Origin of the sequence: Nocardioides sp. OK12 (assembly GCF_024341885.1) — a bacterium.
GTDB lineage: Bacteria > Actinomycetota > Actinomycetes > Propionibacteriales > Nocardioidaceae > Nocardioides > Nocardioides marinisabuli.
In genome coordinates this window covers 229,940-254,960 of record NZ_BNET01000003.1, presented here as the reverse complement: position 1 = coordinate 254,960, position 25,021 = coordinate 229,940, and the positions used below count along the sequence as shown (strand labels likewise).

The 25,021-nt window shown below is 72.9% G+C and carries 28 protein-coding genes; 17 read left to right on the top strand and 11 right to left on the bottom strand.

All coding sequences use genetic code 11. The features are described 5' to 3' along the window. Positions 1-6 precede the first annotated feature (6 nt). Entirely contained in the window at positions 7-1,137 is a 1,131-nt protein-coding gene (gene serC / locus OCU29_RS08655; RefSeq protein WP_261819600.1) for a phosphoserine transaminase, read from the bottom strand. A 76-nt stretch (positions 1,138-1,213) separates the two neighbouring features. Between serC and OCU29_RS08650 the strand changes: the two genes are divergently transcribed. From OCU29_RS08650 to OCU29_RS08640, 3 genes are read left to right on the top strand one after another with little or no spacing between them, the layout of a single operon-like run. Further along, positions 1,214-1,654, top strand: a complete 441-nt coding sequence (locus OCU29_RS08650) for a zinc ribbon domain-containing protein (RefSeq protein WP_261819599.1) — start codon at positions 1,214-1,216, stop codon at positions 1,652-1,654. Further along, positions 1,626-2,129: a GNAT family N-acetyltransferase gene (locus OCU29_RS08645; protein WP_261819598.1), complete on the top strand. Its 504-nt coding sequence runs from the start codon at positions 1,626-1,628 to the stop codon at positions 2,127-2,129. Before OCU29_RS08650 ends, OCU29_RS08645 begins: the two co-directional genes overlap by 29 nt. Before the next feature lie 53 nt (positions 2,130-2,182). Further along, complete coding sequence (locus OCU29_RS08640) at positions 2,183-2,626, top strand: nuclear transport factor 2 family protein (protein WP_261819597.1); 444 nt, start codon at positions 2,183-2,185, stop codon at positions 2,624-2,626. Between the two features lie 13 nt (positions 2,627-2,639). On the opposite strand, the gene OCU29_RS08635 is transcribed toward OCU29_RS08640, so the two are convergent. Next, the gene (locus OCU29_RS08635) at positions 2,640-3,248 is read right to left on the bottom strand and encodes a class I SAM-dependent methyltransferase (RefSeq protein WP_261819596.1); all 609 of its coding nucleotides are present in this window, start codon (positions 3,246-3,248) and stop codon (positions 2,640-2,642) included. 87 nt (positions 3,249-3,335) lie between these two features. Here OCU29_RS08635 and OCU29_RS08630 point away from each other — a divergent pair, with 87 nt between their 5' ends. Continuing rightward, a complete protein-coding gene (locus tag OCU29_RS08630) occupies positions 3,336-4,814 on the top strand; it encodes a DUF2252 domain-containing protein (protein WP_261819595.1) in 1,479 nt (492 codons plus the stop codon). Positions 4,815-4,836: 22 nt separating this feature from the next. On the opposite strand, the gene OCU29_RS08625 is transcribed toward OCU29_RS08630, so the two are convergent. Then, positions 4,837-5,940: a citrate synthase 2 gene (locus OCU29_RS08625; protein WP_261819594.1), complete on the bottom strand. Its 1,104-nt coding sequence runs from the start codon at positions 5,938-5,940 to the stop codon at positions 4,837-4,839. A gap of 127 nt (positions 5,941-6,067) precedes the next feature. Between OCU29_RS08625 and pdxH the strand changes: the two genes are divergently transcribed. The 8 genes from pdxH (at position 6,068) to OCU29_RS08585 (ending at position 12,992) form a co-directional block, all read left to right on the top strand. Continuing rightward, positions 6,068-6,763, top strand: coding sequence for a pyridoxamine 5'-phosphate oxidase (gene pdxH / locus OCU29_RS08620; RefSeq protein WP_306799013.1), 696 nt, complete (start codon positions 6,068-6,070; stop codon positions 6,761-6,763). After that, positions 6,736-7,383: a hypothetical protein gene (locus OCU29_RS08615; protein WP_261819593.1), complete on the top strand. Its 648-nt coding sequence runs from the start codon at positions 6,736-6,738 to the stop codon at positions 7,381-7,383. The genes pdxH and OCU29_RS08615 overlap by 28 nt, the downstream gene beginning before the upstream one ends. Before the next feature lie 32 nt (positions 7,384-7,415). Beyond that, complete coding sequence (locus tag OCU29_RS08610) at positions 7,416-7,742, top strand: hypothetical protein (protein ID WP_261819592.1); 327 nt, start codon at positions 7,416-7,418, stop codon at positions 7,740-7,742. Positions 7,743-7,746: 4 nt separating this feature from the next. Beyond that, positions 7,747-8,343, top strand: coding sequence for an N-acetyltransferase (locus OCU29_RS08605; RefSeq protein ID WP_261819591.1), 597 nt, complete (start codon positions 7,747-7,749; stop codon positions 8,341-8,343). An 84-nt stretch (positions 8,344-8,427) separates the two neighbouring features. Beyond that, positions 8,428-9,033 (top strand): hypothetical protein, encoded by a 606-nt coding sequence (locus OCU29_RS08600; protein WP_261819590.1) that lies wholly within the window; start codon positions 8,428-8,430, stop codon positions 9,031-9,033. Positions 9,034-9,108: 75 nt separating this feature from the next. Beyond that, positions 9,109-10,485, top strand: a complete 1,377-nt coding sequence (locus OCU29_RS08595; RefSeq protein ID WP_261819589.1) for an HNH endonuclease signature motif containing protein — start codon at positions 9,109-9,111, stop codon at positions 10,483-10,485. A 381-nt stretch (positions 10,486-10,866) separates the two neighbouring features. Then, positions 10,867-12,549, top strand: coding sequence for an MDR family MFS transporter (locus tag OCU29_RS08590; RefSeq protein ID WP_306799012.1), 1,683 nt, complete (start codon positions 10,867-10,869; stop codon positions 12,547-12,549). Further along, complete coding sequence (locus tag OCU29_RS08585; RefSeq protein WP_261819588.1) at positions 12,546-12,992, top strand: MarR family winged helix-turn-helix transcriptional regulator; 447 nt, start codon at positions 12,546-12,548, stop codon at positions 12,990-12,992. Before OCU29_RS08590 ends, OCU29_RS08585 begins: the two co-directional genes overlap by 4 nt. 37 nt (positions 12,993-13,029) lie before the next feature. Here the strand turns inward: OCU29_RS08585 and OCU29_RS08580 are convergent, their stop codons facing one another. Genes OCU29_RS08580 through OCU29_RS08570 form a run of 3 tightly spaced genes read right to left on the bottom strand, consistent with a single transcriptional unit; the run spans position 13,030 to position 16,797 of the window. Further along, positions 13,030-14,676, bottom strand: a complete 1,647-nt coding sequence (locus OCU29_RS08580; RefSeq protein WP_261819587.1) for a glycoside hydrolase family 13 protein — start codon at positions 14,674-14,676, stop codon at positions 13,030-13,032. Between the two features lie 40 nt (positions 14,677-14,716). Next, on the bottom strand, positions 14,717-15,439 hold the full coding sequence (locus OCU29_RS08575; protein WP_261819586.1) for a hypothetical protein: 723 nt from the start codon (positions 15,437-15,439) through the stop codon (positions 14,717-14,719). Then, a complete protein-coding gene (locus OCU29_RS08570) occupies positions 15,436-16,797 on the bottom strand; it encodes a deoxyribodipyrimidine photo-lyase (RefSeq protein ID WP_261819585.1) in 1,362 nt (453 codons plus the stop codon). Before OCU29_RS08570 ends, OCU29_RS08575 begins: the two co-directional genes overlap by 4 nt. Before the next feature lie 105 nt (positions 16,798-16,902). On the opposite strand from OCU29_RS08570, the gene OCU29_RS08565 reads away from it, so the two are divergent. After that, positions 16,903-17,598 (top strand): metal-dependent transcriptional regulator, encoded by a 696-nt coding sequence (locus OCU29_RS08565; protein ID WP_179614345.1) that lies wholly within the window; start codon positions 16,903-16,905, stop codon positions 17,596-17,598. Here OCU29_RS08565 and OCU29_RS08560 read toward each other — a convergent pair. The 3 genes from OCU29_RS08560 to OCU29_RS08550 are packed head-to-tail and all read right to left on the bottom strand — an operon-like array spanning position 17,595 to position 18,732. Then, a complete protein-coding gene (locus OCU29_RS08560; protein WP_261819584.1) occupies positions 17,595-17,765 on the bottom strand; it encodes a hypothetical protein in 171 nt (56 codons plus the stop codon). The genes OCU29_RS08565 and OCU29_RS08560 overlap by 4 nt on opposite strands. A gap of 5 nt (positions 17,766-17,770) precedes the next feature. Next, entirely contained in the window at positions 17,771-18,466 is a 696-nt protein-coding gene (locus OCU29_RS08555) for a Sir2 family NAD-dependent protein deacetylase (protein WP_261819583.1), read from the bottom strand. Then, a complete protein-coding gene (locus OCU29_RS08550; protein WP_261819582.1) occupies positions 18,463-18,732 on the bottom strand; it encodes a DUF2277 domain-containing protein in 270 nt (89 codons plus the stop codon). The genes OCU29_RS08555 and OCU29_RS08550 overlap by 4 nt, the downstream gene beginning before the upstream one ends. Before the next feature lie 72 nt (positions 18,733-18,804). Between OCU29_RS08550 and OCU29_RS08545 the strand changes: the two genes are divergently transcribed. The 3 genes from OCU29_RS08545 to OCU29_RS08535 are packed head-to-tail and all read left to right on the top strand — an operon-like array spanning position 18,805 to position 22,085. After that, complete coding sequence (locus tag OCU29_RS08545; protein WP_261819581.1) at positions 18,805-20,016, top strand: trans-acting enoyl reductase family protein; 1,212 nt, start codon at positions 18,805-18,807, stop codon at positions 20,014-20,016. A gap of 57 nt (positions 20,017-20,073) precedes the next feature. Beyond that, positions 20,074-21,141, top strand: a complete 1,068-nt coding sequence (locus OCU29_RS08540) for a DNA adenine methylase (protein ID WP_218876224.1) — start codon at positions 20,074-20,076, stop codon at positions 21,139-21,141. Next, positions 21,138-22,085 (top strand): hypothetical protein, encoded by a 948-nt coding sequence (locus OCU29_RS08535; protein WP_261819580.1) that lies wholly within the window; start codon positions 21,138-21,140, stop codon positions 22,083-22,085. The genes OCU29_RS08540 and OCU29_RS08535 overlap by 4 nt, the downstream gene beginning before the upstream one ends. A gap of 69 nt (positions 22,086-22,154) precedes the next feature. Here OCU29_RS08535 and OCU29_RS08530 read toward each other — a convergent pair whose 3' ends face one another. After that, positions 22,155-22,634 carry an MSMEG_6728 family protein gene (locus OCU29_RS08530; protein WP_261819579.1) on the bottom strand — a complete coding sequence of 160 codons (480 nt, stop codon included), beginning with the start codon at positions 22,632-22,634 and terminating at the stop codon, positions 22,155-22,157. 226 nt (positions 22,635-22,860) lie between these two features. Here OCU29_RS08530 and xerC point away from each other — a divergent pair, with 226 nt between their 5' ends. Next, positions 22,861-24,066 (top strand): tyrosine recombinase XerC, encoded by a 1,206-nt coding sequence (gene xerC / locus OCU29_RS08525; protein ID WP_261819578.1) that lies wholly within the window; start codon positions 22,861-22,863, stop codon positions 24,064-24,066. A 495-nt stretch (positions 24,067-24,561) separates the two neighbouring features. On the opposite strand, the gene OCU29_RS08520 is transcribed toward xerC, so the two are convergent. Continuing rightward, positions 24,562-24,843, bottom strand: a complete 282-nt coding sequence (locus OCU29_RS08520; protein WP_261819577.1) for a helix-turn-helix transcriptional regulator — start codon at positions 24,841-24,843, stop codon at positions 24,562-24,564. Positions 24,844-25,021: the final 178 nt, after the last annotated feature.

Genomic DNA, 25,021 nt, shown 5'->3' with positions numbered 1-25,021 from the left:
GCCGGGTCAGAGCCGCTCGACGACCCAGTCGACGCAGCGGGTCAGGGCGACCACGTCGTCGGGGTCGACCGCCGGGAACATGCCGACCCGCAGCTGGTTGCGGCCCAGGCTGCGGTAGGGCTCGACGTCGACCACGCCGTTGGCGCGCAGCACCGACCGGACCGTGGCCCCGGGCACGGCGTCGTCGAGGTCGACGGTGCCCACGACCAGGGAGCGGTGGGCGGGCTCGGTGACGAAGGGCTGCGCCCAGGCGCGGGCCTCGGCCCACGCGTAGAGGTGCTGGGAGGAGCGGGTGGTGCGCTCGACCGCGGCGGGCAGGCCACCGATGCCGTTCATCCAGTCCAGCTGCTCGGCGAGCAGGAAGAGGGTCGCGACGGCGGGGGTGTTGTAGGTCTGCTGCTTGCGCGCGTTGTCGATCGCGGTGGGCAGGTCGAGGAACGCCGGGACGTAGCGGCCCGACGCGGCGATCCGTCCGGCGCGCTCGAGGGCCGCCGGCGACATGACGGCGATCCAGAGGCCGCCGTCGGAGGCGAAGCCCTTCTGGGGCGCGAAGTAGTAGACGTCGGTGGCGCGCAGGTCGACCGGCAGGCCGCCGGCACCGGAGGTGGCGTCGACGAGCACCAGCGCGTCGGGGTCGGCCCCGGCCGGACGCTCGACGGAGGCCATCACCCCGGTCGAGGTCTCGTTGTGGGCCCAGGCGTAGGCGTCGACCCCGGCCTCGGCGAGCGGGGTGGCGAGGCCGCCGGCGGGCGCGCTGCGCACCGACGGCTCCTCCAGCCAGGGCGCCCGGGCGACGGCGGTGGCGAACTTCGAGGTGAACTCGCCGTAGGTCAGGTGCTGGCTGCGGCGCTCGACCAGGCCGTGCGCGGCGACGTCCCAGAAGGCGGTCGACCCGCCGTTGCCGAGCACCACCTCGTGGTCGTCGGGCACGTCGAGCAGGCTGCGCAGGCCCTCGACGACCCGGCCCACCAGCGAGCGGACGGGGGCCTGACGGTGCGAGGTGCCCATCAGCGAGGCGCCGGTCGCGGCGAGCGCGTCGAGGTGGGAGGGCTGCACCTTCGAGGGGCCGGAGCCGAAGCGGCCGTCGGCGGGCAGCAGGTCGACGGGGATGCGCAGGTCCACCACGGGGTCGCTCACAGGACCTATTGTCTCCCGTGGCCGGACGCTGCCCGCAACGGGTGGTGGCAGCGGCGGCCCGAGGTGGGGAGCGACGATGACCAGGAACGACCTGCCGGACACCACGCGCACCCGCGTCGGGCTGCGCGTCGTGGGGGCGCTGCTGCTGCTCGGCGGCGGCGCGACCTTCGCCTGGGGCATCACGACCGTCTTCACCTACGAGGGCTACGACATGCCCCCGGGCCTGGCCATCCTGGCCTTCCTCGGCGGGATGCCGGTGGCCGTGATCGGCCTCGGGATGCTCAACGCCAGCACCATCGGCGCCCAGTCGCGCTACGTCGCGGGCGAGACCATGCCCACGCTCAAGCAGTCGGCGGCCTACCTCACCGACGGTGAGGGCATCATGGGGGTCGGACGCACGGTCGACGACCGGGAGCGCGGCACCTCCGCCGCCGGCGGCCCGTACTGCCGCTCCTGCGGCGTGCGCAACGACGAGGACGCGAGGTTCTGTGACGGGTGCGGTTCGTCCCTCGCCTGAGGGCACCTTCGAGCTGGAGCGGGTCGGCTTCGCCCACCCCGACGTGACCCTGCTGGTCGCCGAGGTCCAGGAGCTCTACACCGCGCGCTACGGCGGGCCCGACGAGACGCCCCTCGACCCGGCGATGTTCGAGCCGCCCACCGGCAGCTTCTACGTCGGGCGCCTCGACGGCGTCCCGGTCGCGACCGGCGCCTGGCGGCGCACCGAGGTCGGCACCTTCCCCGGCCTGGTCACCGTCGAGGTCAAGCGCATGTACGTCGCCCCGCGGGCGCAGCGTCGCGGGCTCGCGCGGCGGGTCCTCGCCCACCTCGAGCGCAGCGCCGCCGAGGCCGGCGCCCGGGCGGTGGTGCTCGAGACCGGGACCATGCAGCCGGAGGCGATCGCGCTCTACACCTCCTCGGGCTACGAGCCGGTGCCGGGCTTCGGCTACTACAAGGACGCGCCGCTCTCGCGCTGCTTCGGCAAGCGGCTCTGACCAGACCGCCCGTCGGGGGCGTACCCCGGCCGGGCCGGTGTCGTTGAGGTGGCATGAGCGCGACCGAACCGCCCCCGCCGCAGGGGGCCGACGACCTCGTCACCGGGGCGCTGGCCCGGCTCTCGGTGGCCTTCGGGGCCCGTGACGTCGAGGCCGCGGTCGCCTGCTTCTCCCCGGAGGGCGCGGTCTACGGCGACGACCTCGGTGAGCACGCCCACGGCAGCGAGGAGCTGCGGGTCTTCCTCGCCGAGCTCTTCGAGGAGACCTTCACCCTGTCCTGGGCGGCCGGCGAGACCTGGTCGCGGCGCCGCGGCGACGTGGTGTGGTTCGTCTGCGACACCGAGGCGGTGCTCGACTACCCCGACGGGCTCGTCGAGCGCGTGCGCTTCCAGCTCTCGGGCATCCTCAGCGCCGCCGACGGGCGGTGGCGCTTCGAGCTCTTCCACGGCACCCAGCCGGTCTCGCCGCAGCGCGAGCTGCTGGTCCGGGCGGGCTGACCCGGGCGGTCGCTCAGGGTGCGAGGCTGACGACGGCGTACCGCTCGTCGTCGATGCGCTTGCCCCACAGGTGCGGGTCGGGCAGCGGGTGCACGGTGCCGGTGCGGCCGATGCTGCGCAGCGCCTCCACGACCTCCTGGGCGGTCAGGCCGCCCCGGGTGCCGTCGCCCTGCGACCAGTGGCCCTCGACGAGCACCAGCCGGCCCTCGGGGCCCAGCAGCGCCGACCAGCGCCGCAGCGCCTCGACGGGGTCGGGCATCGCCCACAGGACGTGGCGCGAGAGCACGACGTCGTAGTCGCCGGGGGTCAGCGGCGGGTCGTAGGCGTCGGCCTCGGTCACGCTCACCCCGGGCTCGTGGGCGGTCTTGGTGAGCGCGCGCGCCACCATCTCGGGGGAGAAGTCGATGCCGTCGACGCTGTGGCCCTGCTCGGCCAGCAGCAGCGCCAGGGTGCCGGTGCCGCAGCCGAGGTCGGCCACCCGGCTCGCCGGCGGGGGCAGGAGGTCGTGCATCAGACGCGACCAGGCGGCCCGCACGCTCTTGTCGAGCAGGCCGTGGTCGGCGGCGAGGTCGAAGGCCGGGGCCTCGGCGTCCCATAGTCGGACGGCTTCGCGGCTGGTCATGGCCGTCGACCATAGGCCATGACCACCCCTCCGGGCGAGCGGTGCCGGGGAGTGGGTGGAGCCGGTGCAGACGGGTAGGAAGGGGGGATGAGTGATGACGCCGACCACCTGACGCGCGACGAGCTGATGCAGCGGGCCCGCGACGCCGACGTACGAGGACGCTCCTCGATGACCAAGGAGGAGCTGGCCCGGGCGGTGGGGGCCGGGGTGCAGACCGGGTCGCGGGTCGAGGCGTTCCGCTCGCTGGCCCTGCAGCGCGCCCGCGGCGAGATGGTCTTCCTGCCCCGCCACCTCGACGGGCTGGAGCGGCGCCGCCACGTGCGCCAGACGATCCGCGAGGACCACGAGACCCGGATCTCGAGCCGCAGCCAGGACGCGGCGGAGAAGTTCGAGAAGCTGCACGACTCGCTGTTCTCGTTCTTCCGCGGCACCGCCCTGCTCTTCTACCGCGACCTGGCCGGGGAGGACGCCTGGATGCCGACCGTGCTGACGCTCGGGGACGTGCACCCCGAGAACTTCGGGGTGATGCCGAGCGCCGACGACGTGCCGATCTTCGGCGTCAACGACTTCGACGAGGCCTACTACGCGCCGTTCACCTGGGACCTCAAGCGCGGCGCGACCGGGTTCATGGTCGCCGCCGCCGAGGAGGGCGGCCACGGCCGCAAGCAGCAGCGCCGGATCGCCGCGGCCTTCGTGCGCGGCTACGTGTCGGCGATGCGCGGCTACGCCACCGACGCCACCGAGCAGCAGGGCCAGATGCGCGAGGACAACGCGCCCAAGCTGATCCGCAGGCTCTTCGAGTCGGCGAAGGAGGACCGAGCGCACTGGCTGGCGCGCAAGTACCACGACGAGTTCCGCCGCGGCTTCCGCGCCGACGACGAGCACGTGCCGGTCTCCTCGCGGGTCCCGGAGTTCCAGGAGGCGCTCGACCGCTTCGTGCGCGACAACGGCATCGAGGTGCCCGAGCGGGCCGGCGCGATGCGGGTCAAGGACGTGTGCCAGCGGCTGGGGCAGGGCACCGCGTCGCTCGGGCTGCCGCGCTACTACCTGATGGTCGAGGGCCCGAACGCCGACGGCTCCGACGACCTGCTGCTCGAGCTCAAGCAGGCGCGGCGCTCGGCGCTCGCGGGGCTGGTGCCGCCCTCGGAGTACGTCGTCGACGGCAACGCCGACCGCATCTCCCACGCCCAGGGCGTGCACCTGGTGCGCGGGGACCGCTTCTACGGGGCGGTCGAGATGGACGGGTTGAGCTTCATGGTGCGCGAGCGCTCGCCGTACCGCGACGACATCGACCTCGACGACCTCTCCGACAAGCAGTGGCGCAAGTACGCCGCCATCTGCGGCGCCTCGCTGGCGCAGTCGCACGCGCTCTCCGACGAGGCGGGGCTGGTCGACCACGACATCGAGCCCGACGTGCTCGAGGCGATAGGCCCGGAGGACCTCTTCGTGCAGGACGTGGTCGAGTACGCCGCCGAGGCCTTCGACCGGGTGCGGGCCGACCACCGCCACTTCCGCTCCGACCAGGAGCTGGGCGCCTTCGAGATGGTCGACCGGGTCTTCCGCTGAGACCCGGTCGACCAGCGGGGGATCAGGCTCCCCAGGCCTCCTGCCAGCCGTCGATCTCCGAGGCCGGGCGGGCGCCCGGGCCGGTGTAGACCGCGGAGGGGCGGATCAGGCGGCCGGTGCGCTTCTGCTCCAGGATGTGCGCCGACCAGCCGCCGGTGCGCGCGCAGGTGAACATCGAGGTGAACATGTTGGCCGGGACCTCGGCGAAGTCGAGGACGATCGCGGCCCAGAACTCCACGTTGGTCTCGAGGACCCGGTCGGGGCGGCGCTCGCGCAGCTCGGCGAGGGCTGCCTTCTCGAGGGCCTCGGCGACCGCGTAGCGCGGGGCGTCGAGCTCCTTGGCGGTGCGGCGCAGCACCCGGGCGCGGGGGTCCTCGGCGCGGTAGACACGGTGGCCGAAGCCCATCAGCCGCTCGCCGCGGTCGAGCAGGCCCTTGACGTAGGCCTCGGCGTCGCCGGACTCCTCGACGTCGGAGATCATCCCGAGCACGCGGCTCGGGGCGCCGCCGTGCAGCGGGCCCGACATCGCGCCGATGGCGCCGGAGAAGGCGGCCGCGACGTCGGCACCGGTGGAGGTGATGACGCGCGCGGTGAAGGTGGAGGCGTTCATGCCGTGCTCGGCCGCGCTGCTCCAGTAGGCGTCGATGGCCTTGACGTGCTTGGGGTCGGCCTCGCCCTTCCAGCGGATCAGGAACTTCTCGGCGAGGGTCCCGCCCTCGTCGACCTCCTTCTGCGGCACGATCGCCTTGTTGAGACCGCGCGCCGACTGGGCGGCGTACGAGAGCACCATGACGGCGAGGCGCCCGATGTCGTCGCGGGCCTGCTCGTCGGAGATGTCGTAGGTCTGGCCGAAGCCGAAGGCCGGCGCGAGCATCGCGACCGCGGCCTGCACGTCGACGCGGACGTCACCGGTGTGCACCGGCAGGTTGAAGGGCTCGGCGGGGGCCAGGCCGGGGGTGTAGGCGCCGTCGATCAGCAGGCCCCACACGTTCTCGAAGGGGACGCGGCCGACGATGTCCTCGATGTCGACGCCGCGGTAGCGGAGCGCGGACCCCTCCTTGTCGGGCTCGGCGATCTCCGTCTCGAAGGCGACGACGCCCTCCAGTCCGTGGTGTACCTCGGTCATCGGGTGGCTCCTGTGTCGTGTGCGGCAGCGTCCAAACCGTCGCATTGTGTCAGTGATGCTGCCCGGACGGCACGCGGCGGTCCCGGGACCCCGCGCGGTGTCGCCTCCGGTGGCTACGGTGAGAGGCATGGCCGAGCACACCCGGGGCAGCACCGAGGACCACTCGCCCGACCTGCGCGGGCTGCGCGGGCTGCGCGAGGAGTACGCCGCCAGCGGGCTGCGCGAGAGCGACCTGGCGCCCGACCCGATGACCATGTTCGGGCTGTGGTTCTCCGACGCCCGGGCCGCCGGGCTGCACGAGCCCAACGCGATGGTGGTCTCGACGGTCTCGCGCGACGGCGCCCCCTCCTCGCGCACGGTGCTGCTCAAGGGCCTCGACGACGGGGCGGGGCGCGAGGGCTTCGTCTTCTACACCAACCACGCCTCGCGCAAGGCCGACGACCTGGCCGCCGACCCCCGCTGCGCGCTGCTCTTCCCCTGGCACCCGCTCGAGCGCCAGGTGCGGGTGGAGGGCAGGGCCGAGCGGCTCTCGCGCGAGGTGGTGGCCGCGTACTTCGCCGAGCGTCCGCGGGGCTCTCGGCTCGGTGCCTGGGCCTCGGCGCAGTCCTCGGTGGTCGCCGGGCGCGAGGAGCTGGAGGCGGCGTACGCCGCGGCCGAGGAGCGCTTCGCCGGGGGAGAGGTCCCGGTGCCCGACGGGTGGGGCGGCTACGTCGTGCTGCCCGAGGTCGTCGAGCTCTGGCAGGGGCGGCCGAGCCGGATGCACGACCGGCTGGTCTACCGGCGCTCGGGTGACGGGTGGGCCACCGAGCGGCTGGCGCCCTGATGGTGGCGCGGCTCGCGACTCCCGGTGCGGCCCTGGCCGCGGTGCTCCTGCTGGGCGGTTGCGGTGACGACGGCGCCGGGACGCCCGTGGCGCAGGACCCGCCGCCGACCGAGCCGGCCCCCGACGAGCTGGCCCCCGACGAGCTGGGCGAGGCCTCCGGTCGCCCCTGCCCGCGGGCGCTGCCGGAGGCGGAGGGGCCGGCCGCCGACCGGGCCGCCACCGAGCTGCCGGTGCTGCCCGAGGTGGGGACGGCCTGGGTGTGCCGCTACGACCCCGCCGAGGCGGAGGGCGGGGCCGACGACGCGGCGTACGGCTGGCGGCGCGCCGGGCGGGCCGAGCCGGTGCCCGAGGGCGACCTGCCGTCGCTCGTCGAGGCGCTCGACGGTCTGGCCCTCCTCGACGTCGACACCTCGGAGCGCATCTGCACCGCCGACCTCGGCCCGCGTTGGCTGGTGGTGCTGGCCGACGAGGGCGACCTGACCGGCGTCGTCGTCGACGACTTCGGCTGCCACGACACCCGGCTGACCGACGACCCGCACTCGCGGGCGGCGGGCGAGGACGGCGTCCTGCAGGGCGGGACGGGCGTGCTCGAGGCGCTGGGTCTCGGACGCGGCGCCTGACCCCGCCCGCCCCGGCCTGGCATCCTGAGCCCATGGTCTCGGAGCTGCGTCACTGCCGGCACGGTCACGAGGTGCCCGAGCGCGCCTCCCTCTGCCCCACCTGCGGGGACGGGGGGTCGCTGGGCGACACCCCTCCGGGGCCGCAGGAGCCCTCCGGCCCGTGGGTCTGGATCGTCGTGGGCGCGCTGGTCTCCGCGGCTGGGCTCCTCGCCGGCATCGACGGGTCGGGTGGGCCGGCCCTCGTCGGCATCGCGTTGCTCGTGCTCGGTCAGTTGCTGCTCGGCATCGGGGTCGTCGCCCAGGGCGTGCTCGTCGGGCTGCGCCGCTGGCACCACGAGAGCCCCCGCTCGACGCGGTGACCCGGTGACCTGGGAGACGCACCCGGTCACGCCGGACCGGTTCGAGGACTTCGCCGACGTCATCAACCCGAACCGTCGCGCCACGCACTGCTGGTGCCTCTCGCACCGCCTGCGCGCCCAGGACGTCGCGGAGCTCGGGCAGGGCGACCGCGAGCAGGCCGCGCGGGCGCTGTGCGCCCGCGACCGGCCGCCCGGCGTCGTGACCTACCGCGACGGGCTCCCGGTCGGCTGGTGCAGCATCGGCCCTCGCGCCGACAACCCCAAGCTGTCCGCCTCCCGTCTCATCAAGCCCCTCGACGACGTGCCGGTGTGGAGCATCATCTGCGTCGTCGTGCGGGGCGGCCACCGCCGGCAGGGCGTCACCACCCGGCTCCTCGAGGGGGCGGTGGCCTGGGCGGCGTCCGAGGGCGCGCCTGCCGTCGAGGCCTACCCGGTCGACCCTGCGGGGGAGCGGATGGACCTGACGATGGCCTTCGTCGGCACCCGCTCGATGTTCGAGAAGGTGGGCTTCGAGGTCGTCGGCACCACCGGTGCCGTGGCGAGCAGGATGCCCCGGCTCGTGATGCGTCGCGACCTCTCCGCATACCCGATCTGCGGGTAGCGCCGGTCCACCGCAGGTCGGAGCATCGGAGTGTCGGTGACCGCGACGAGCGCTGTCGTCGATCCCCCCAGACCGGAGACCGCCATGCATCAAGGACCCCCCATCCGTGCCGTGGCCGGCGGGTTCATCACCGCTGCGCTGCTCACCGTCGGTTTCCCCGCCGTCACCCACGCCGAGGACGCCGTGGCTCCGCGCATCTCGCCGCCGAGCGCGGTCCCTGCTCCCAAGGGGGAGCAAGGGGGCGTGATGAGTCCCTACGTCAGCTGTTCGGCGAACAACGTGGAGCCCCGGGTGAAGTGGGTCCTCACCGACCTGGGGACCGAGGAGTCGCAGACCTACCGCTGGCGGGGCGCGCTGCCGGGCGCCCACTTCCCCCGGGTCGACGTCGGGCGCTACCGCTCCAGGACCACGGCCTGGTGCCGCGGCACCAAGTCCAGTCGGGTCCACCGGGTCCGGGTCGTCGAGAAGACCTACAAGAAGACCGTGTCGCGGCGCGAGTTCAAGCAGGTGCGCCGCGGGATGACCCGTGCGCAGGTGCGTGAGGTGGTCGGCTTCGGCGGCAAGGACTGCTCGGCCTACGACGGACGCCGGACCTGCGTCTACGACATGATGGCGTTCTGGCGCTGGTCCTTCATCACCTTCGAGGACGGCGGGGTCGTCTCGAAGCTCTGGGACGTCGCCCACGACTGAGGCAGGCCCTGACCGGGTCTCCACAGATCGCGCAGAACCATTGACTCGAACTCCAGTTCGAGTAAAATCATGGGTATGCAGACTCCGCTGGACGACCTGAGCGAGGCCGAGGTCCTCGCCCGGGCCGGCGCCTGCGCGACCACCGCCCGCCAGGCTGAGGTCGAGCTGCTCGTCATCGCCTACCACTGGGCCGTCCTGCACTCCGCCGACCGGCTCGACCCCGACCGGGCACGGCTCCCGGGGCGCGAGCAGTCCCGCCGCTACGGCGGCGACGGGGTCGCGGAGGTCTCCGAGTTCGCCGCCGCCGAGCTCGGCGCCCGCGTCGGCCTCACCCCCTTCTCCGCCGCCCGCCTCATCGGCGACGCCCAGGACCTCCACCACCGTCACCCCGCGCTGTGGGCCCGCGTGCAGGCCCTCGAGGTCCGCGCCTCCTACGCCCGCCACGTCGTCGACCGCACTCGCGGGCTCTCCCGGGCCGAGGCCGCCCACGTCGACGCCGAGGTCGCCGAGGCGGCCGACGGGCGCATCCCGTGGACCCGCTTCGAGGCCCTCGTGGCCGGCAAGGTCGCCGCCGCCGCCCCCGCGATCGCCCGCGAGAAAGAGGAGCGTGCCAGGAAGGCCCGCTTCGCCAAGACCATCGGTCGACCCGAGCACGGCATGGCCTCCTTCCTCATCCGCGCCGACGCCGCCACCATCGCCCGCATCGACCACGCCATCACCCAGCGCGCCAAGACCCTCGAGGCGACGCTGCCTGACGAGCCGGACGACGAGACCAGCCGCAGCGACGACCGCAGCGTCACCGTCGATGACCGCCGCGTCCTGGCGGCCCTCCAGCTCGCCATCGGCGACGACTCGTTGCGAGGACCCGAGGTCACCCTGGTCGTCCACCTCGACGGTCGCGGCCAGGTCGAGCTCGACGAGCACGGCCGGCCGCTCGAACCCATCGCCCGCGTCGAGGGCCACGGCCCCGTCACGAGCGCCTGGGTCCGCGAGACCCTCGGTCCCCACGCCCGGTTCACCATCCGACCCGTCATCGACCTGGCCCACCAGTCCCCGGTCGACGCCTACGAGATCCCGGCCCGCCACCGGCGGGCCGTCCGCCTGCTCTCGCCGGCCGACACCTTCCCCTTCGGCTCCTGCACCAGCCCCCACATGCAGATCGACCACACCATCCCCCACGGTGACGGTGGTCCGAGCAGGCTCGGCAACTACGGCCCCCTCACCACCAGCCACCACCGCCTCAAGACCCACGGGCGGTGGCAGGTCCGACAGCCCTTCCCCGGCATCCACCTGTGGCAGGACCCCCACGGCGCGACCTACCTCGTCGACCACGCCGGCACCAGACAGCTGCACCCGGACCCTGCACAAGCACCACCGGGCCGACACCGACCCACCAGCACCTTCGAGATCTACGAGCCCGACCTCCGCATCGTCATCGATCCCGCGGCCTGAGCTCGTGCGGCCGGACGCAGAGTGTGGAGTCCTGTACCAAGCAGGTTCATCCCAGGCTCCACACTTCTCGGCCGGCCAAAACCTCTTGTCCGCTCTCGGGCGCCGACGTACCGTTTTCGCACACGGGAAAGGAGGTGGTCCGAAGAATGAGTTCTTCCAGGACGCGTGAGGTGGCTGCCCGCTAGCAGCCCCAGCAGGACGACGGGGCAGGAGTGCCCCTGACGCTGCTGGCGAATCCCAAGCAGCTGCCCGACCCGCAGGTGGCCCGGCTCCGTCCGCCGGGCACAGTCCTCGTCTCGAGGACCACGCCTGCGGGTCGCTGCTATTTGTGGGCGGACGCCACGGGGAATAAGGTTGCGCAAGTCAACCGTTAGTCCCAGCGTGAAGCGAGAGTCCGTGACCCAGGTCGCCAGCCCAGCCCCCAGCCCGTCGACCGGTCCGCCCTCCGGGGACGGCGCCGAGGTGGCGATGACGCACCGCCAGGTGCTCGAGGCGCTCAGCGGCCTGCTGCTGGCGATGTTCGTGGCGATGCTCTCGAGCACCGTGGTCACCAACGCGCTGCCGCGCATCGTGGCCGACCTCGACGGCACCCAGACCGGCTACACCTGGGTCGTGGTCGCCACGCTGCTGGCGATGACGGCGACCACCCCGGTCTGGGGCAAGCTCGCCGACCTGTTCAGCAAGAAGATGCTGGTGCAGCTCGCGCTGGTGATCTTCGCGATCGGCTCGCTGATCGCGGCGCTGGCGCCCAGCATGGAGATCCTCATCGGCGCCCGCGTCGTCCAGGGCCTCGGCGTGGGTGGCCTGACCGCGCTGGTGCAGGTCGTGATCGCCAGCATGATCACGCCGCGCGAGCGCGGCCGCTACTCCGGCTACATCGGCGCGGTCTTCGCGCTGGCGACCGTCTCCGGCCCGCTCATCGGCGGCCTGATCGTCGACTCGCCGCTCGGTTGGCGCGGCACCTTCTTCGTGGGGCTGCCCTTCGCCGTGGTCGCGTTCGTGCTGCTGCAGAAGACCCTGCACCTGCCGTTGGTCAAGCGCGAGGTCCACATCGACTACACCGGCGCGACCCTGATCGTGGCCGGCGTCAGCCTGCTGCTGGTCTGGGTCAGCCTGGCCGGCAACCAGTTCGACTGGGTGTCGGTCACCTCGGCGCTGCTCGTGGTCGCCGGCCTGCTGGTCGTCGCCGCCGCGGTGTACGTCGAGGCGCGGGTGGCGGTCGAGCCGGTCGTGCCGCTGCGCCTCTTCCGCGACCGCACCATCGCCCTGGCCACCACCGCCTCGGTGCTGATTGGCGTGGCGATGTTCGGCTCGACGGTCTACCTCTCGCAGTACTTCCAGACCGCGCGCGGCATGAGCCCGACCGCCGCCGGTCTGATGTCGATCGCCATGGTCGGCGGGCTGCTGGTCTCGAGCATCGTCTCCGGGCGGCGGATCACCACCACCGGGCTCTGGAAGCGCTGGCTGGTCTCCGGGATGACGCTGACCGTGCTGGGCCTCGGCCTGCTCGGCACCATCGACGACACCACCGACCTGCGCGTCGTCGGCCTGTTCATGGCCGTGCTCGGCGTGGGCCTGGGCGCCACCATGCAGAACCTGGTGCTCGCGGTGCAGAACAACGTGCCGCTGAGCGAGCTGGGCGCCGCCAGCTCGGTCGTCGCGTTCTTCCGCTCGCTCGGCGGCTCGGTGGGCGTCTCGGTGCTCGGCGCGCTGCTGAGCACCCAGGTCGCCACCAAGGTCACCGCCGGCCTGAGCGACCTCGGCATCGAGGAGGCCGGGCACAGCAGCCACGAGATCCCCGACCTCGACGCGCTGCCGGCACCCGTGCGTGCGGTCTTCGAGCAGGCCTTCGGTGAGTCGTTCGGCCACATCTTCCTCGTCGCCACGCCCCTGGCGCTGCTGGCGCTGGTCTGCGTCGTGGCGATCCGCGAGGTCCCGCTGCGCACCACCCACGACGTGGTGCCGGTCGCGCCGGCGGACTCCGCGCCGGAGGCCACCGCCGACCTCGTCGAGGACGCCGAGGTCCGCGAGGCGGGGGGCACGGCTACGCTGCCGCCACGATGACCGCCTCACGTGCAGAGTCCCTGATGCGCCTCGAGCAGGAGGTGGGCGTGCTCATCCGGCGCGTCAAGCGCGTGATCGGGGAGCGGTCGCGAGCCGTGCACCCCGACCTGCAGCCGGCGTCGTACCTGATGCTGGCCTACCTCGGCCAGCACGGTCCGATGCGGGCCTCGGCCGCGGCCGAGATGTTCCACATCGACAAGGGCGCCATCAGCCGCCAGGTCACCCACCTCGTCGAGCTCGGCCTCGTCGAGCGCACCCAGGACCCCGACGACGGGCGGGCCTCGCTGATCTCGGCCACGCCGAGCGCCGTGGAGCGGCTCACGGCGGTCGCCGAGAACCGCCGCCAGTGGCTCGACGAGCGCCTCGGCGACTGGGACGCGGCCGAGCTCGAGGAGTTCACCCGGATTCTCGGCCGCTACAACGAGGCCCTCAACCAGGGCTGAGGGCCTCGTCGCGGTTCTGTCGCGGGTCAGTCGCCGGTCAGTCGCGCACCCACACGGCGGTGTCGCCGGGCAGCAGGTCGGAGACCGGGCCGCTGCTGGCCACGACCTCGCCCGCGGGCCGGCTCACCGGCGTGGTGCCGCAGTTGAGCACCACGGTGACCGGGCCCCGGCGGAAGGCCAGCACGTCGGTGCCGAGGTCGAGCATCTCCACCTCGGAGGTGGTGCCGGCCAGGGCGCGGCGCGCGGCCAGCGCCCGCTGGTAGAACGCCAGCGTCGAGTCGGGGTCGACCTGCTGGGCGGCCACCGTGAGGTCGGCCCAGCCCTCGGGCTGCGGGATCCACGGCTGGCCCTCGCCCGGCCCGAAGCCGAAGGGCGGCTTCTCGCCCGACCACGGCATCGGCACCCGGCAGCCGTCGCGGCCGACCTCGCCGGTGCGCAGGTAGGAGGGGTCCTGGCGGTGCTCCGGGGCGACATCGACCTGCTCGAGGCCGAGCTCCTCGCCCTGGTAGACGTACGACGAGCCGGGCAGCGCCAGCATCGTCAGGGTCGCGGCGCGCGCCCGGGCCAGGCCCTGCGCGCCCCCGCCGTAGCGGGTCACGTGGCGTACGACGTCGTGGTTGCTCAGCACCCAGGTCGGGCTGGCCTGGACGTCGGCGAGCGCGGCGAAGGTGCCGGTGATGACGCCCTCGAAGGCCTCGGCCGACCACGGCGCGAGCAGCCAGGAGAAGTTGAAGGCCTGGCTCATCTCGTCGTCGCGGACGAAGCGGGCCATCGACTCGGGGGTCTGGGTCCACGCCTCGGCCACGAGCATCCGGTCGCCGTCGTACTCGGCGAGCACGTCGTGCCAGCGCCGGTAGACGTCGTGCACCTCGGGCTGGTCCCACATCGGCTCGTCGCGCAGGGTGCGCTCGACCATCGAGCGCTCCTCGTTGATCGGGGCGGCGCTGTCGGGCTCCTCGCCCTCCTCGACCACCTGGTCGCGCAGCGACTCCTCCTTGAGCAGCCCGTGGGCCACGTCGACGCGGAACCCGTCGACGCCGCGGTCGAGCCAGAAGCGCAGCACCTCCTCGAAGAGGTCGCCGACCTCGGGGTTGCGCCAGTCGAAGTCGGGCTGGGTGGAGTCGAAGAGGTGCAGGTACCACTGCGGGTCGTCGTCGCGCCCGTCCGGGTGCTCGGCCACGCGGGTCCAGGCGTTGCCGCCGAAGACCGAGCGCCAGTTGTTGGGCGGCTCCTGGCCCTGCGGGCCGCGGCCGTCGCGGAAGAGGTAGCGGGCACGCTCGGGGCTGCCCGGGGCCGCCGCCAGGGCCGCCTGGAACCACTCGTGCTGGTCGGAGGAGTGGTTGGGCACCAGGTCGGCGATGATGCGCAGGCCCAGCTCGTGGGCGGTCGCGACCAGCGTGTCGGCGTCCTCGAGGGTGCCGAAGAGCGGGTCGATGTCGCAGTAGTCGCTGACGTCGTAGCCGTGGTCCTTCTGCGGGGACATGTAGAACGGCGAGATCCAGACCGCGTCGACACCCAAGTCGCGCAGGTAGGGCAGCTTGGCCGTGATGCCCGGGAGGTCACCGACGCCGTCGCCGTCGGCGTCGGCGAAGGAGCGCGGGTAGACCTGGTAGATGACGGCGTGGCGCCACCACTCGGCACCGGGGGCGTCGGGGGCGACCTGGTTTGGATCGTTCAAAGCCATGCCGACCAGTCTTCCACACGCCTTCCGGGCGGGCACACCCTCAGGCGAAGGCCTCCGGGGACACCTCGATCCACACCTGCTCGGCCCGCCCGACCACCTCGCCGCGCGCGTCGATGACGCTGGTGGCGGTGCGGTGCTTGCGACCCTCGCTGCCGCGGGCCAGCCCCACGACCACGTGCTCCTCGCCGGCCACGGGGGTGCGCAGCACCTCGGCGCTCATCCGGCCCAGCACCATCATCCGGTCCTCCATGTCGGCCGCCCAGGCCCCCGCGCAGTCGAGCGCGGCCCACACGACCGGCAGGTCGGTGTCGGCGGCCACCCAGGTCGCCGCCACCCGGGGCAGGCCGTCGAGCGGCTCCACCGGGCCGGGGAAGATCCGCAGCCCGTCACCCTCGGCGCGGTCGGTGCCGCAGGTGAAGCAGGTCGGGAACGGGTGCTGGGCCAGGCCCGGGTAGCGGGTCGCGGCCGCGCGGGCCTCCGCGATCGAGACCCCCGCCACGCCCTGGAGCGCGCCGGGCGCCGTGCGTGCGCTGAGCGCGGGCGCGCCGCCGTGCACCGCGGTGAGGACGCCGTCCTCCTCCACGACCTCCATGGCGGTGTCCAGCGGCGGCGGCTGGCGCAGCGTCACCTCGACCGGGCCGCCGGTGGCGTCGACGTACGCCGCGAGGGCACCGGCCGACCAGCCGCCGTTGCCCGAGCCGGCGGGGCCGTTGAAGCGGGCAGGGACCACGAGGGGCGCCAGGGTCGACGCGGAGGTGCTCATCCCTTGATCCTCTCGTACCTGTCCAGCGCCTCCTGCCGCTCCTCCTTGTGGTCGAGCATCGGCGCCGGGTAGCCGACGAGGTCGCGGGTGTCGGCGTCCGGCTCGTGCGGGTCGGGCACCTGGTCGGGGTCGGCGAGCTCGGGCACCCAGCGCCGCACGTAGGCGCCGTCGGGGTCGAAGCGCCGGCCCTGGGTGGTGGGGTTGAAGACCCGGAAGAACGGTGAGGCGTCGGTGCCGCTGCCGGCGGTCCACTGCCAGCCGTGGTTGTTGCTGGCCAGGTCGCCGTCGACCAGCCAGTGCAGGAAGTGCCGGGCGCCGTGCTGCCACTCCACGTGCAGGTCCTTGACCAGGAAGCTGGCGGTGATCATCCGCAGCCGGTTGTGCATCCACCCGGTCGCGCGCAGCTGGCGCATGCCCGCGTCGACGATCGGGAAGCCGGTGCGGCCCTCCTGCCAGGCCTCGAGCTGGTCGCCGGGGCGGTCGTAGTCCATCCGCGCGAACTCGGGCTTGTAGTAGTCGCGGGCCGAGTCGGGCCGCCGCGCCAGCACGTCGGCGTAGAAGTCGCGCCAGGCCAGCTCGGTGCGGTAGGTCTGGGCGCCCTTGCTCCGCTTGCGGCGCAGGTCGGCCAGCAGGGTGCGCGGGTGGACCTCGCCGTACTTCAGGTGCACCGACATCCGGCTGGTGCCGTCGCGGTCGGGACGGTCGCGGTCGGTGTCGTAGTCGTCGACCCGGTCGAGGAACTCCTCCCACTGCCGCCGCGCCGAGTCCTCCCCGGGCTCGGGCAGCTCGAGGTCGGCCGGCAACTGGGGGTCGGGGATGTCGGTGGTGCCCTCCTCGAGCCGCAGCCACGTGGTGCCGGTCGGGGCGTCGGCTGGGTCGTCCCAGCCGATGTCGGCCCAGGCGCGGGAGAACGGGGTGAAGACCTTGTAGGCCTCGCCCGAGCCGTTGAGCACCCGCCCCGGGTCGACGGCGTACGGCGACCCGGTGCGCACCAGCTCGATGCCGGCCTCGCCCAGCGCCTGCTCGACCGCCTCGTCGCGCTCGCGGCCGTAGGGCCCGAAGTCGGCCGAGACGTGCACCCGCTGCGCGCCGACCGCCTTCGCGGCCAGCACCACCCGGCGGACCGGGTCGCCGCGCACCACCGACAGCCCCGCCTGCCGCTGGCGGAAGGACGCGTCGAGCGAGCGCAGCGAGCCCGCCAGGTAGGCCTGCCGGCTCGGACCGGCCGGGCCCCACAGGTGCGGGTCGAGCACGAAGAGCGGCAGCACGCCGTCCTCGGCGCCGTCGGCGCAGGCCTCGAGCAGGGCCGGGTTGTCACGGAGCCGCAGGTCGCGGCGGAACCACATCACGCTGACCACGCACCGAGCCTGCCAGCGCCCCGGCCGCGGCTGTTCACCCGAGCGGTCATCCGACCGGTCACCCGCGGGGGAGGGCGGATCGGGCCCGTCGTGGACAATGGCGGGGTGAGCGACCTGATCGACACCACCGAGATGTACCTCCGCACCATCTACGAGCTGGTCGAGGAGGGCATCGTGCCCCTGCGCGCCCGGATCGCCGAGCGCCTGCACCAGAGCGGGCCGACGGTGTCGCAGACGGTGGCGCGCATGGAGCGCGACGGGCTGCTGACCGTCGAGGGCGACCGCCACCTCGAGCTCACCGACGACGGGCTGCGCCTGGCGACCCGGGTGATGCGCAAGCACCGCCTCGCCGAGCGCCTGCTGGTCGACGTGATCGGCCTGGAGTGGGAGCTGGTCCACGAGGAGGCGTGCCGCTGGGAGCACGTGATGTCCGAGACCGTCGAGCGCCGCCTGCTCGAGCTGCTCGACCACCCCACCGAGTCGCCGTACGGCAACCCGATCCCGGGGCTCGACGAGCTGGGTCAGACCGCCACCGGCGAGACCTTCATGGCCGGCGTCGAGTCGCTGACCAGCGCCGCGGGTGCCGCGGGGACCGAGGAGCAGCGGGTGCTGGTGCGCCGCATCTCCGAGGAGATGCAGAAGGACGAGCAGCTGATGAGCGCCCTGCGCCGGGTCGGCGCGCTGCCCGACAAGACCGTCACCGTCGTCGCGACCGAGGCCGGTGTCCTGGTCGGCGCGGCCGGCGAGAGCGCCGAGATCGTGCCCGAGGCCGCCGACCACATCTTCGTCCGCAAGCTCTAGGCGCGAGCCGCTCCGGCGCGCCGGTCGGCCAGGTCGGTGAGGAACTCGCTGCAGCCGGCGTGCACCGTGTGCGTGGCGAGGTCGTCGCCGCGGGTGGCGCCCCGGTTGACGACGACCACGGGGGTGCCCGCCTTGGCGGCACGCTTGACGAAGCGCAGCCCGCTCATCACCGTCAGGCTCGACCCGGCCACCAGCAGCGCCCGCCGGTGGCCTCGAGCGCCTCGACCGCCTCGTAGCAGCGCGCGACGCGCGCCGGCGGCACGTTCTCGCCGAAGAAGACCACGTCGGGCTTGAGCAGCCCGCCGCACGCGCAGTCGGGGACGACGAAGCCGTCGGTCTCCTCGAGCGCGACGTCGCCGTCGGGGTTGCTGGCCACGGCGGCGTGCCGCTCGGCGAAGCCGGGGTTGAGCGCGCCCAGGCGCTGGTGGAGCTCGGCGCGCGGGGTGGTGGCCCGGCAGGCCAGGCAGACCACGTCGGCGATCCGACCGTGCAGGGCCACCAGGTCGGGCGTGCCGACCCGTTCGTGGAGGCCGTCGACGTTCTGGGTGATGACCAGGCCGGCTGCCAGCCGGGCCACCGCCAGGTGCCCGGCGTTGGGCTCGGCGTGCCGCATCCGGCCCCAGCCCAGGTGGCTGCGGGCCCAGTAGCGCTGCCGGGGGCCGGGACCCGATACGAACTCCTGGTAGGTCATCGGGGTGCGGGCCGGCGAGCCGGGGCCGCGGTAGTCGGGGATGCCGGAGTCGGTGGAGAGACCGGCGCCGGTGAGCACCACGAGCGGCCGGTCGGCCAGCAGCGCCAGCGCGGCGTCGTACGCCGCTGCGGTGGCGCCCGAGGTGGCGCCTGAGGTGGCGGTGGGCGCGAGGGTCATCGGGCGTACCGCTCGGCGGCCCGGACGCGGGCCTTGGCGGCCTCGACCTCGCGGTCCTTGGGCGGGGCGGTGGTGACCAGGGCGTCGAGCAGGTGCCGGGTGGCCTCGGCGACCTCGGCGACGGCCCGGTCGAAGGCGGCCTGGTTGGCCTGCGACGGCTTGGTCGAGCCGCTGACCTTGCGCACGTACTGCAGCGCCGCCGCGTCGACCTCGTCGGTCGTCGCCGGCGGCTCGAAGTTGTGGAGCTGGCGGATGTTGCGGCACATGCTCACGAGCCTACGTCGCCGAGTGGTGGACCAGACCTGCCGCGACGAGGGGGGTGCTGGTTCGATGTCCCCATGGCTGCGACCCCTGACCCCGCCCGTCACTCCGACCGCGAGCACGACCTGGTGCTGCTGGGCGCCACCGGCTTCACCGGCCGCCTGACCGCCGAGTACCTGGCCCGCAACGCACCGGCCGGGCTGCGCTGGGCGCTGGCGGGCCGCAACCCCGAGAAGCTGGCGGGGGTCCGCGACGACCTGGCCGCGATCGACGCCTCGCTGGCCGACCTGCCGCTGGTGACCGCCGACTCGAGCGACGCCGACTCGCTGGCCGCGCTGGCCGGCAGCGCCCGCGTGGTCATCTCCACCGTCGGGCCCTACCTCGAGCACGGCGAGCCGCTGGTCGCCGCCTGCGCGGCCGCCGGCACCGACTACGTGGACCTGACCGGCGAGCCCGAGTTCGTCGACCGGATGTACGTCGCCCACCACGCCACCGCCGAGGCCTCCGGCGCCCGCATCGTGCACGCCTGCGGCTTCGACTCGATCCCGCACGACCTGGGCGCCTGGTACACCGTGCAGCAGCTCAAGGCCAGCGGCCCGGTCACCGTGCGCGGCGTCGTGCGCGCCTCCGGCACCTTCTCGGGCGGCACCTTCCACTCCGCCATGGGTGCGACCTCGCGGATGAAGCAGACCCGGGAGGCGGCGCAGCTGCGCCGCGACCTCGAGAAGCGCCCCGAGGGCCGCCGCAGCCGCCCGGTGGCCGGCAAGCCGCACCGCGACAGCGTGCTGGGCTACTACCTGCTGCCGCTGCCGACGCTCGACCCGCAGGTCGTCGCGCGCAGCGGCGCCGCCCTCGAGTCCTACGGCCCCGACTTCCGCTACTCCCACTACATCGGCACCAAGACGCTGCGCTACGCGCTCGGCGGGATGGCCGGCCTGGTCGCGATCGGGGTGGCCGCGCAGGTGGCGCCGGTGCGCAACCTGCTCAAGAGCCGCATCAAGCAGGGCGAGGGCCCCTCGCCGGCGCGCCGGGAGAAGAGCTGGTTCACCGTCGACTTCGTCGGCGAGGGCGACGGGCGCACCATCCGCACCCGCGTCTCGGGCGGCGACCCGGGCTACGGCGAGACCTCGAAGATGCTCGCGGAGTCGGCGCTGTGCCTGCTGCACGACGACAACCCGACGACGGCCGGCTGCGTGACCACCGCCCAGGCGATGGGCGAGAACCTCACCGCGCGGCTGATGGCGGCGGGCATCCGGTTCGAGACCGTCGGGGCCCAGACCGAGGGTTGAGCGGGCGCCAGCGCGCGCTGTCGGGGACTGTCGGCGGGCTGCGGCAAGATGGTCCTCGTGCCTCCCCGACTGCTGCCCGCCCCCGCTGACGCGGCCGTCCGGGCGGCGGTGTTCCCGCGGGTGCGGTGGATGGGCTCCAAGCACAAGCTGCTGCCGCACCTGGCGCAGGCCTTCGCCGACGTGGCGCCGACGGCCGGCCCGGGCACGGCCCTCGACGCCTTCAGCGGCTCCGGGGTGGTCTCCTACCTGCTCAAGCACCAGGGCTGGTCGGTGCACAGCAACGACTACCTCGGCTTCCCCGGAGTGGTGGCCAGCGCGGGCGTGGTCAACCACGACGAGCGGCTCTCGGCCGACGACGTGGCGCGCATCCTGGGTCCGGCAGCCGACGACCGCGACTTCGTGCGCCGCACCTTCACCGGCGTCTACTTCACCCCCGACGACCTGGCCTTCCTCGACTCGGCGTGGAGCCACATCGACACGATGGGCGGCGGCGCGCGGGCGGTGGCGATCGCGGCGCTGTGCCTGGCCGCGGCGCGCAAGCAGCCGCGGGGCGTCTTCACGCTGACCGGCGACCTGAGCCGGTACGACGACGGGCGGCGCGACCTGCGCCTGAGCCTGCGCGAGCACTTCGTCGAGCGGGTCGCCGACTACAACGCGGCGGTCTTCGAGGGCGAGCGCGAGTGCACGGTCTCCTCGCTCGAGGTCGGCGAGCTGCCGCAGCGCCGCCACGACCTGGTCTACCTCGACCCGCCGTACGCGCCGCCGGCCGACGACAACGACTACACCAAGCGCTTCCACTTCCTCGAGGGGCTCTCGCGCTACTGGGTGGGCGACACGATCATGTGGGACACCAAGAGCCGCAAGCTGCCCAAACGGGTCACCAAGTACTCCTCGCGCCGCACCATCGAGGAGGCGTTCCGCGAGGTGTTCAAGCAGTTCCACGACTCGCCGCTGGTGCTGTCGTACTCCTCCAACGCGCTGCCCGACCTCGACACGCTGGTGCGGCTGCTGCGCGAGGTGAAGGACGAGGTGGAGGTGCGCCGGGTGCCGCACACCTACCACTACGGCACCCACCGCGCCGCCGTGCGCCGCCAGGTCGACGAGTACCTCTTCCTCGCCCGATGAGCGACCCCCGCCCCGACGACACCGCGATGCAGGCCTACCTGGGCCGGCTGCGTCGCCTGACCACCCACGTCGCGGTCGACGAGGCCTCCGAGCAGGCCGACGCGATCGTGGCCGCGGGAGCGAGCCTGAGCGCGCTCGAGGAGGTCTCGGTCGACGCGCTGACCCGCTGGGTGCGCGCCCGGCCGGCCGACGTGCCCGCGCTGGGCCTGACCGTCGGGCTGTCGCAGGAGAAGCTCAAGAACCTGCTGCGGGTCGCCTTCGGCACCTCGTCGTGGGTCAAGGCCGTCGGCGACGACGCGCGTGGGGTGGTCGTCTGGCTCGACGAGGAGCTCGGGCTGCTCGCGGCCCTCGAGGCCCAGCGGCACCGCACCTACACCTTCGGCGACGTGCTGGCCGCCCGCGGCACCAGCCGCCAGGTCGCCAACCGGGCCGGGGTGGCGGGCAAGCTGATCGAGGACGCCGTCGAGCAGATCGTGCGCGACCTCGGCCTGCCCTACGAGATGCGCGGGCGCTTCGTGGGCCGCAACGGCGACACCGGCCCCGCCGACCTGGCGGTCCCGGGCTTCGAGGACGCGCTGATCGCGGTGGCCTGCAAGGGCTTCGACTCCACCGGTTCCAAGCTCACCGCGGCGGTGACCGAGGTGATGGACATGGCAGGGGTGTCCTTCGCCCACCAGTACGTGCTCGCCGTCGTCGACGGCATCGGCTGGCTCAGCCGCCAGGGCGACTTCCGCCGGATGCACGCCCTGCTCGAGCAGCACCGCATCGACGGCCTCTACGCGCTGGCCGACCTCGACGCCTTCCGCGCCGACCTGCACGCCGCCGCCGTGCGCCACGGCCTGCTGGAGGGGCCGCTGCCCGACGCCGCGGCCGTTGACGTGCCGGGGGAGGCGCTGGTCGCGCGTCCCGAGGAGCCCGAGGGGCAGCTGCGCCTGGACCTGTAGGGGCGGAGCTCCTGGGTCATCCCGCACTGCGGGTTCGTCGATCGGTCGACCAATGCGACGTCTCGTTGCTCAACCGATCGACGAATGGGCGGGAGCCTCAGGTGGCGGCCAGACGTAGGGCAGGTCGTCGGGCGCGTCGGGGAACAGCGGGCGGTAGTGCTCGGGGTCCTTGCGCACCAGAGCCGAGCGGTGGCTGAGGTGGAACGCCTCGTCGCCGAGCCACGCCGGAAGGGCACCGGCGGCCGCGAGCTCGGCCTGGTCGCGGACCTCGGTGACCCCGGCCGCGGCCAGGTCGGCGCGCAGCGTGTCGGCGACGGTGTCGGCGCGGCCCTCGGCCACCCACACCTCGCAGCAGGTCAGGGAGTAGCGGCCCAGGGCCTCCAGGTGGCCCCGCCACATCAGCACCGCCGGGTGGCGCCGCCAGCCGTAGCCCTCGACGGTGAGGCCCCGCACGACCTGCAGGCACTCCACCCGCTGCTTGCCCAGCCGCTTGGGGTCGAGCGCCCGGGCCGAGCGGGCGAAGTCGGCGTACGGCAGGAACGTCTGCATGGCGCCACGCTGGCGGGCGGGCGGGGCTCCCGCTTCACCCGGTGGGTGCCCCAGGCAGGAGTCGAACCTGCGACCTTTCGCTTAGGAGGCGGAGGTAAGGGGTACGCTGGGGAGCCGAAACCCCCGCAAAACAAGGCTTTTCGGGGCTCCTGGCCCTAGATTGCACACGTAAACAAGGGCATACAATGGGCATACCGATGGGCATACGGGAGCGGGTGGGGTGACGATGGCCGAGAAGCAACGCCGCGAGCACGGATCGGGCAGCGTCTACCAGCGAGCAGACGGCACCTGGATCGGGCGCATCGAAGCGGGCTACACCGCCACCGGCAACCGCCGCCGCCTCACCGTCACCGGCAAGACCGAGGCCGCCGTCCGGCGCAAGATCCGCGACAAGCTCGCCGAGAAAGAACGCGGGCAGCACCTCGTCAGCCGCACCACCGTCAAGGCGTGGGCCGACCAGTACCTCGAACTCAGGCGCCGCGACCTGTCCCCCAAGGGGTATAACGCGATGGCCTCGCCCGTCCGCAAGTGGATCATCCCCACAATTGGGCACCGACGCCTCGACGCGCTCACCCCCGGCGACGTGCGAGCCATCCACGACGCCCAACGCAAGGCAGGCAGGCAGCCCGCCGACACGCACCGGGTGCTCCTCACCATGCTCCGCGCCGCCGTCATCGAAGGCCACCAGATCGCGCCGTCCGTCCTGCTCGTCAAGGTTCCCAAGTCACCCAAGTCCGACCGGCAATCCATGACCATCGAGGAAGGGCTCAGGTGCATTCAGGCCGCGGGCGACATGCCCAACGGCTCCCGCTGGCTCTTCACACTCCTCTACGGGCAGCGGATGGGGGAGTGCTTGGGGCTCACCTGGGATGCGCTCGACCTCGACGCGGGCGCATGGGGCGAGGCCATCATCGAGTGGCAGCTCCAGGCGCTCCCCTATAACAAGCCCCGCGACCGCTCATCCGGCTTCCGGGTACCCGACGACCACGAGTCCCTGCACCTAGTCGACTCCTACCACCTCGTGCGCCCCAAGTCCCGCGCCGGCTACCGGGTGGCGCCGCTACTCAAGGAGGTCCGCGAGGTCATGCTCAAGTGGCGCGACGTCGCACCAGCCTCGCCGCACAACCTCGTCTGGCCCGAACCCAACGGCAGGCCCCGCAACGACAAGCACGACCGTGCCGAATGGTGGGAGCTGCAAGAGCGCGCAGGAGTCGCCCACCCCAACGGCAGGCCCTATCACGTCCACGAGTGCCGCAACTTCGCCGCGACGATGCTGCTCGAGGCCGGCGTGCCCGAGCACGTCGTCACCGACCTGCTCGGGCACACCAGCGTCGCCACGTCGCTGCGCTACCGCACCCGCCGCCGTGAGCCGCTGCTAGAGGCGATGCAACTGGTGGGGGAGCGGCTGCAACTCTCGGTTAGACCCGAGTGAGTGGTCGGCCCTCGGTGCGGCCCGCCTCCTTGCCCAGCTCGAACGCGGCCAAGATGTTCTGGTTCACTCGCACGCAGAAGCACTTGATGGATAGGGTCGCCGCAACTGCGGATGCTGCCAACCCCAGGGCGCCACAGTCCACCTGATCGGACCACACGTAGGCCCCCATCAGGACACCGCAAAGAATCCATGCGGCGACAGCGGACAGCGTGTGGAGCGAGACAGACAAAGAGCGATCGGACATGATGGGCGGGGCTACCTTCACTAGGTGCCGGACAAGTTGGCCCTTGTCCGAACAGTGAGGCGAAGTAAAACAGGCCACACCCCCAGGGGTAGGGTTTATCTCACATACGTGTAAGTAGTGGCCCAAATTGACTAGGCCCCGTAGTCCCCTCGATGGGGGCTGCGGGGCCTAGTCTTGTTTGTAGCGCCCCGTGACCTCTGGTTCCTAAGCCTCCCGGTCACGGGGCGCGCATGGCGGCGGCATCTCGTCAATCATCCGACGCCCCTCTCCTCTTGCTGCGAAGGCGGCTCGGGCATCGCGTCCCGATAGCCGGTGTCCACGAGCACGGCTTGCAGTAGGTAGTCCTCGTAGTTGACGTGCATGAAGTCGGCCAGGCGCCGCAGCGTGTCGATGCTGGGCGGCTGGCGAACTCCGCGCTTGCGCCACGAGCTGAGCGTCTGCGGCGCGATGCCCACGGCACGCGCGATCGAGGAGTCAGAGGGCTGCCCGTGGGCGTCCTTGTACTCGTCGATGATCCGCAGTAGTTCGCTCATGCTTCGAGTCTCCATCTGCCGGCTGCGGAAGGGAATTGCCCAGGTTGGGGATGTGTCCACCGCAGATTGGCGCAGATCCGCCACTTAGTGTCCACCAGTCCTGACGCTCGATCCTGACATGTTCGCCGCGACCTGCATAACTACAAAGAGGTAGTTCCTTGACAGGTGTCCACCGCCT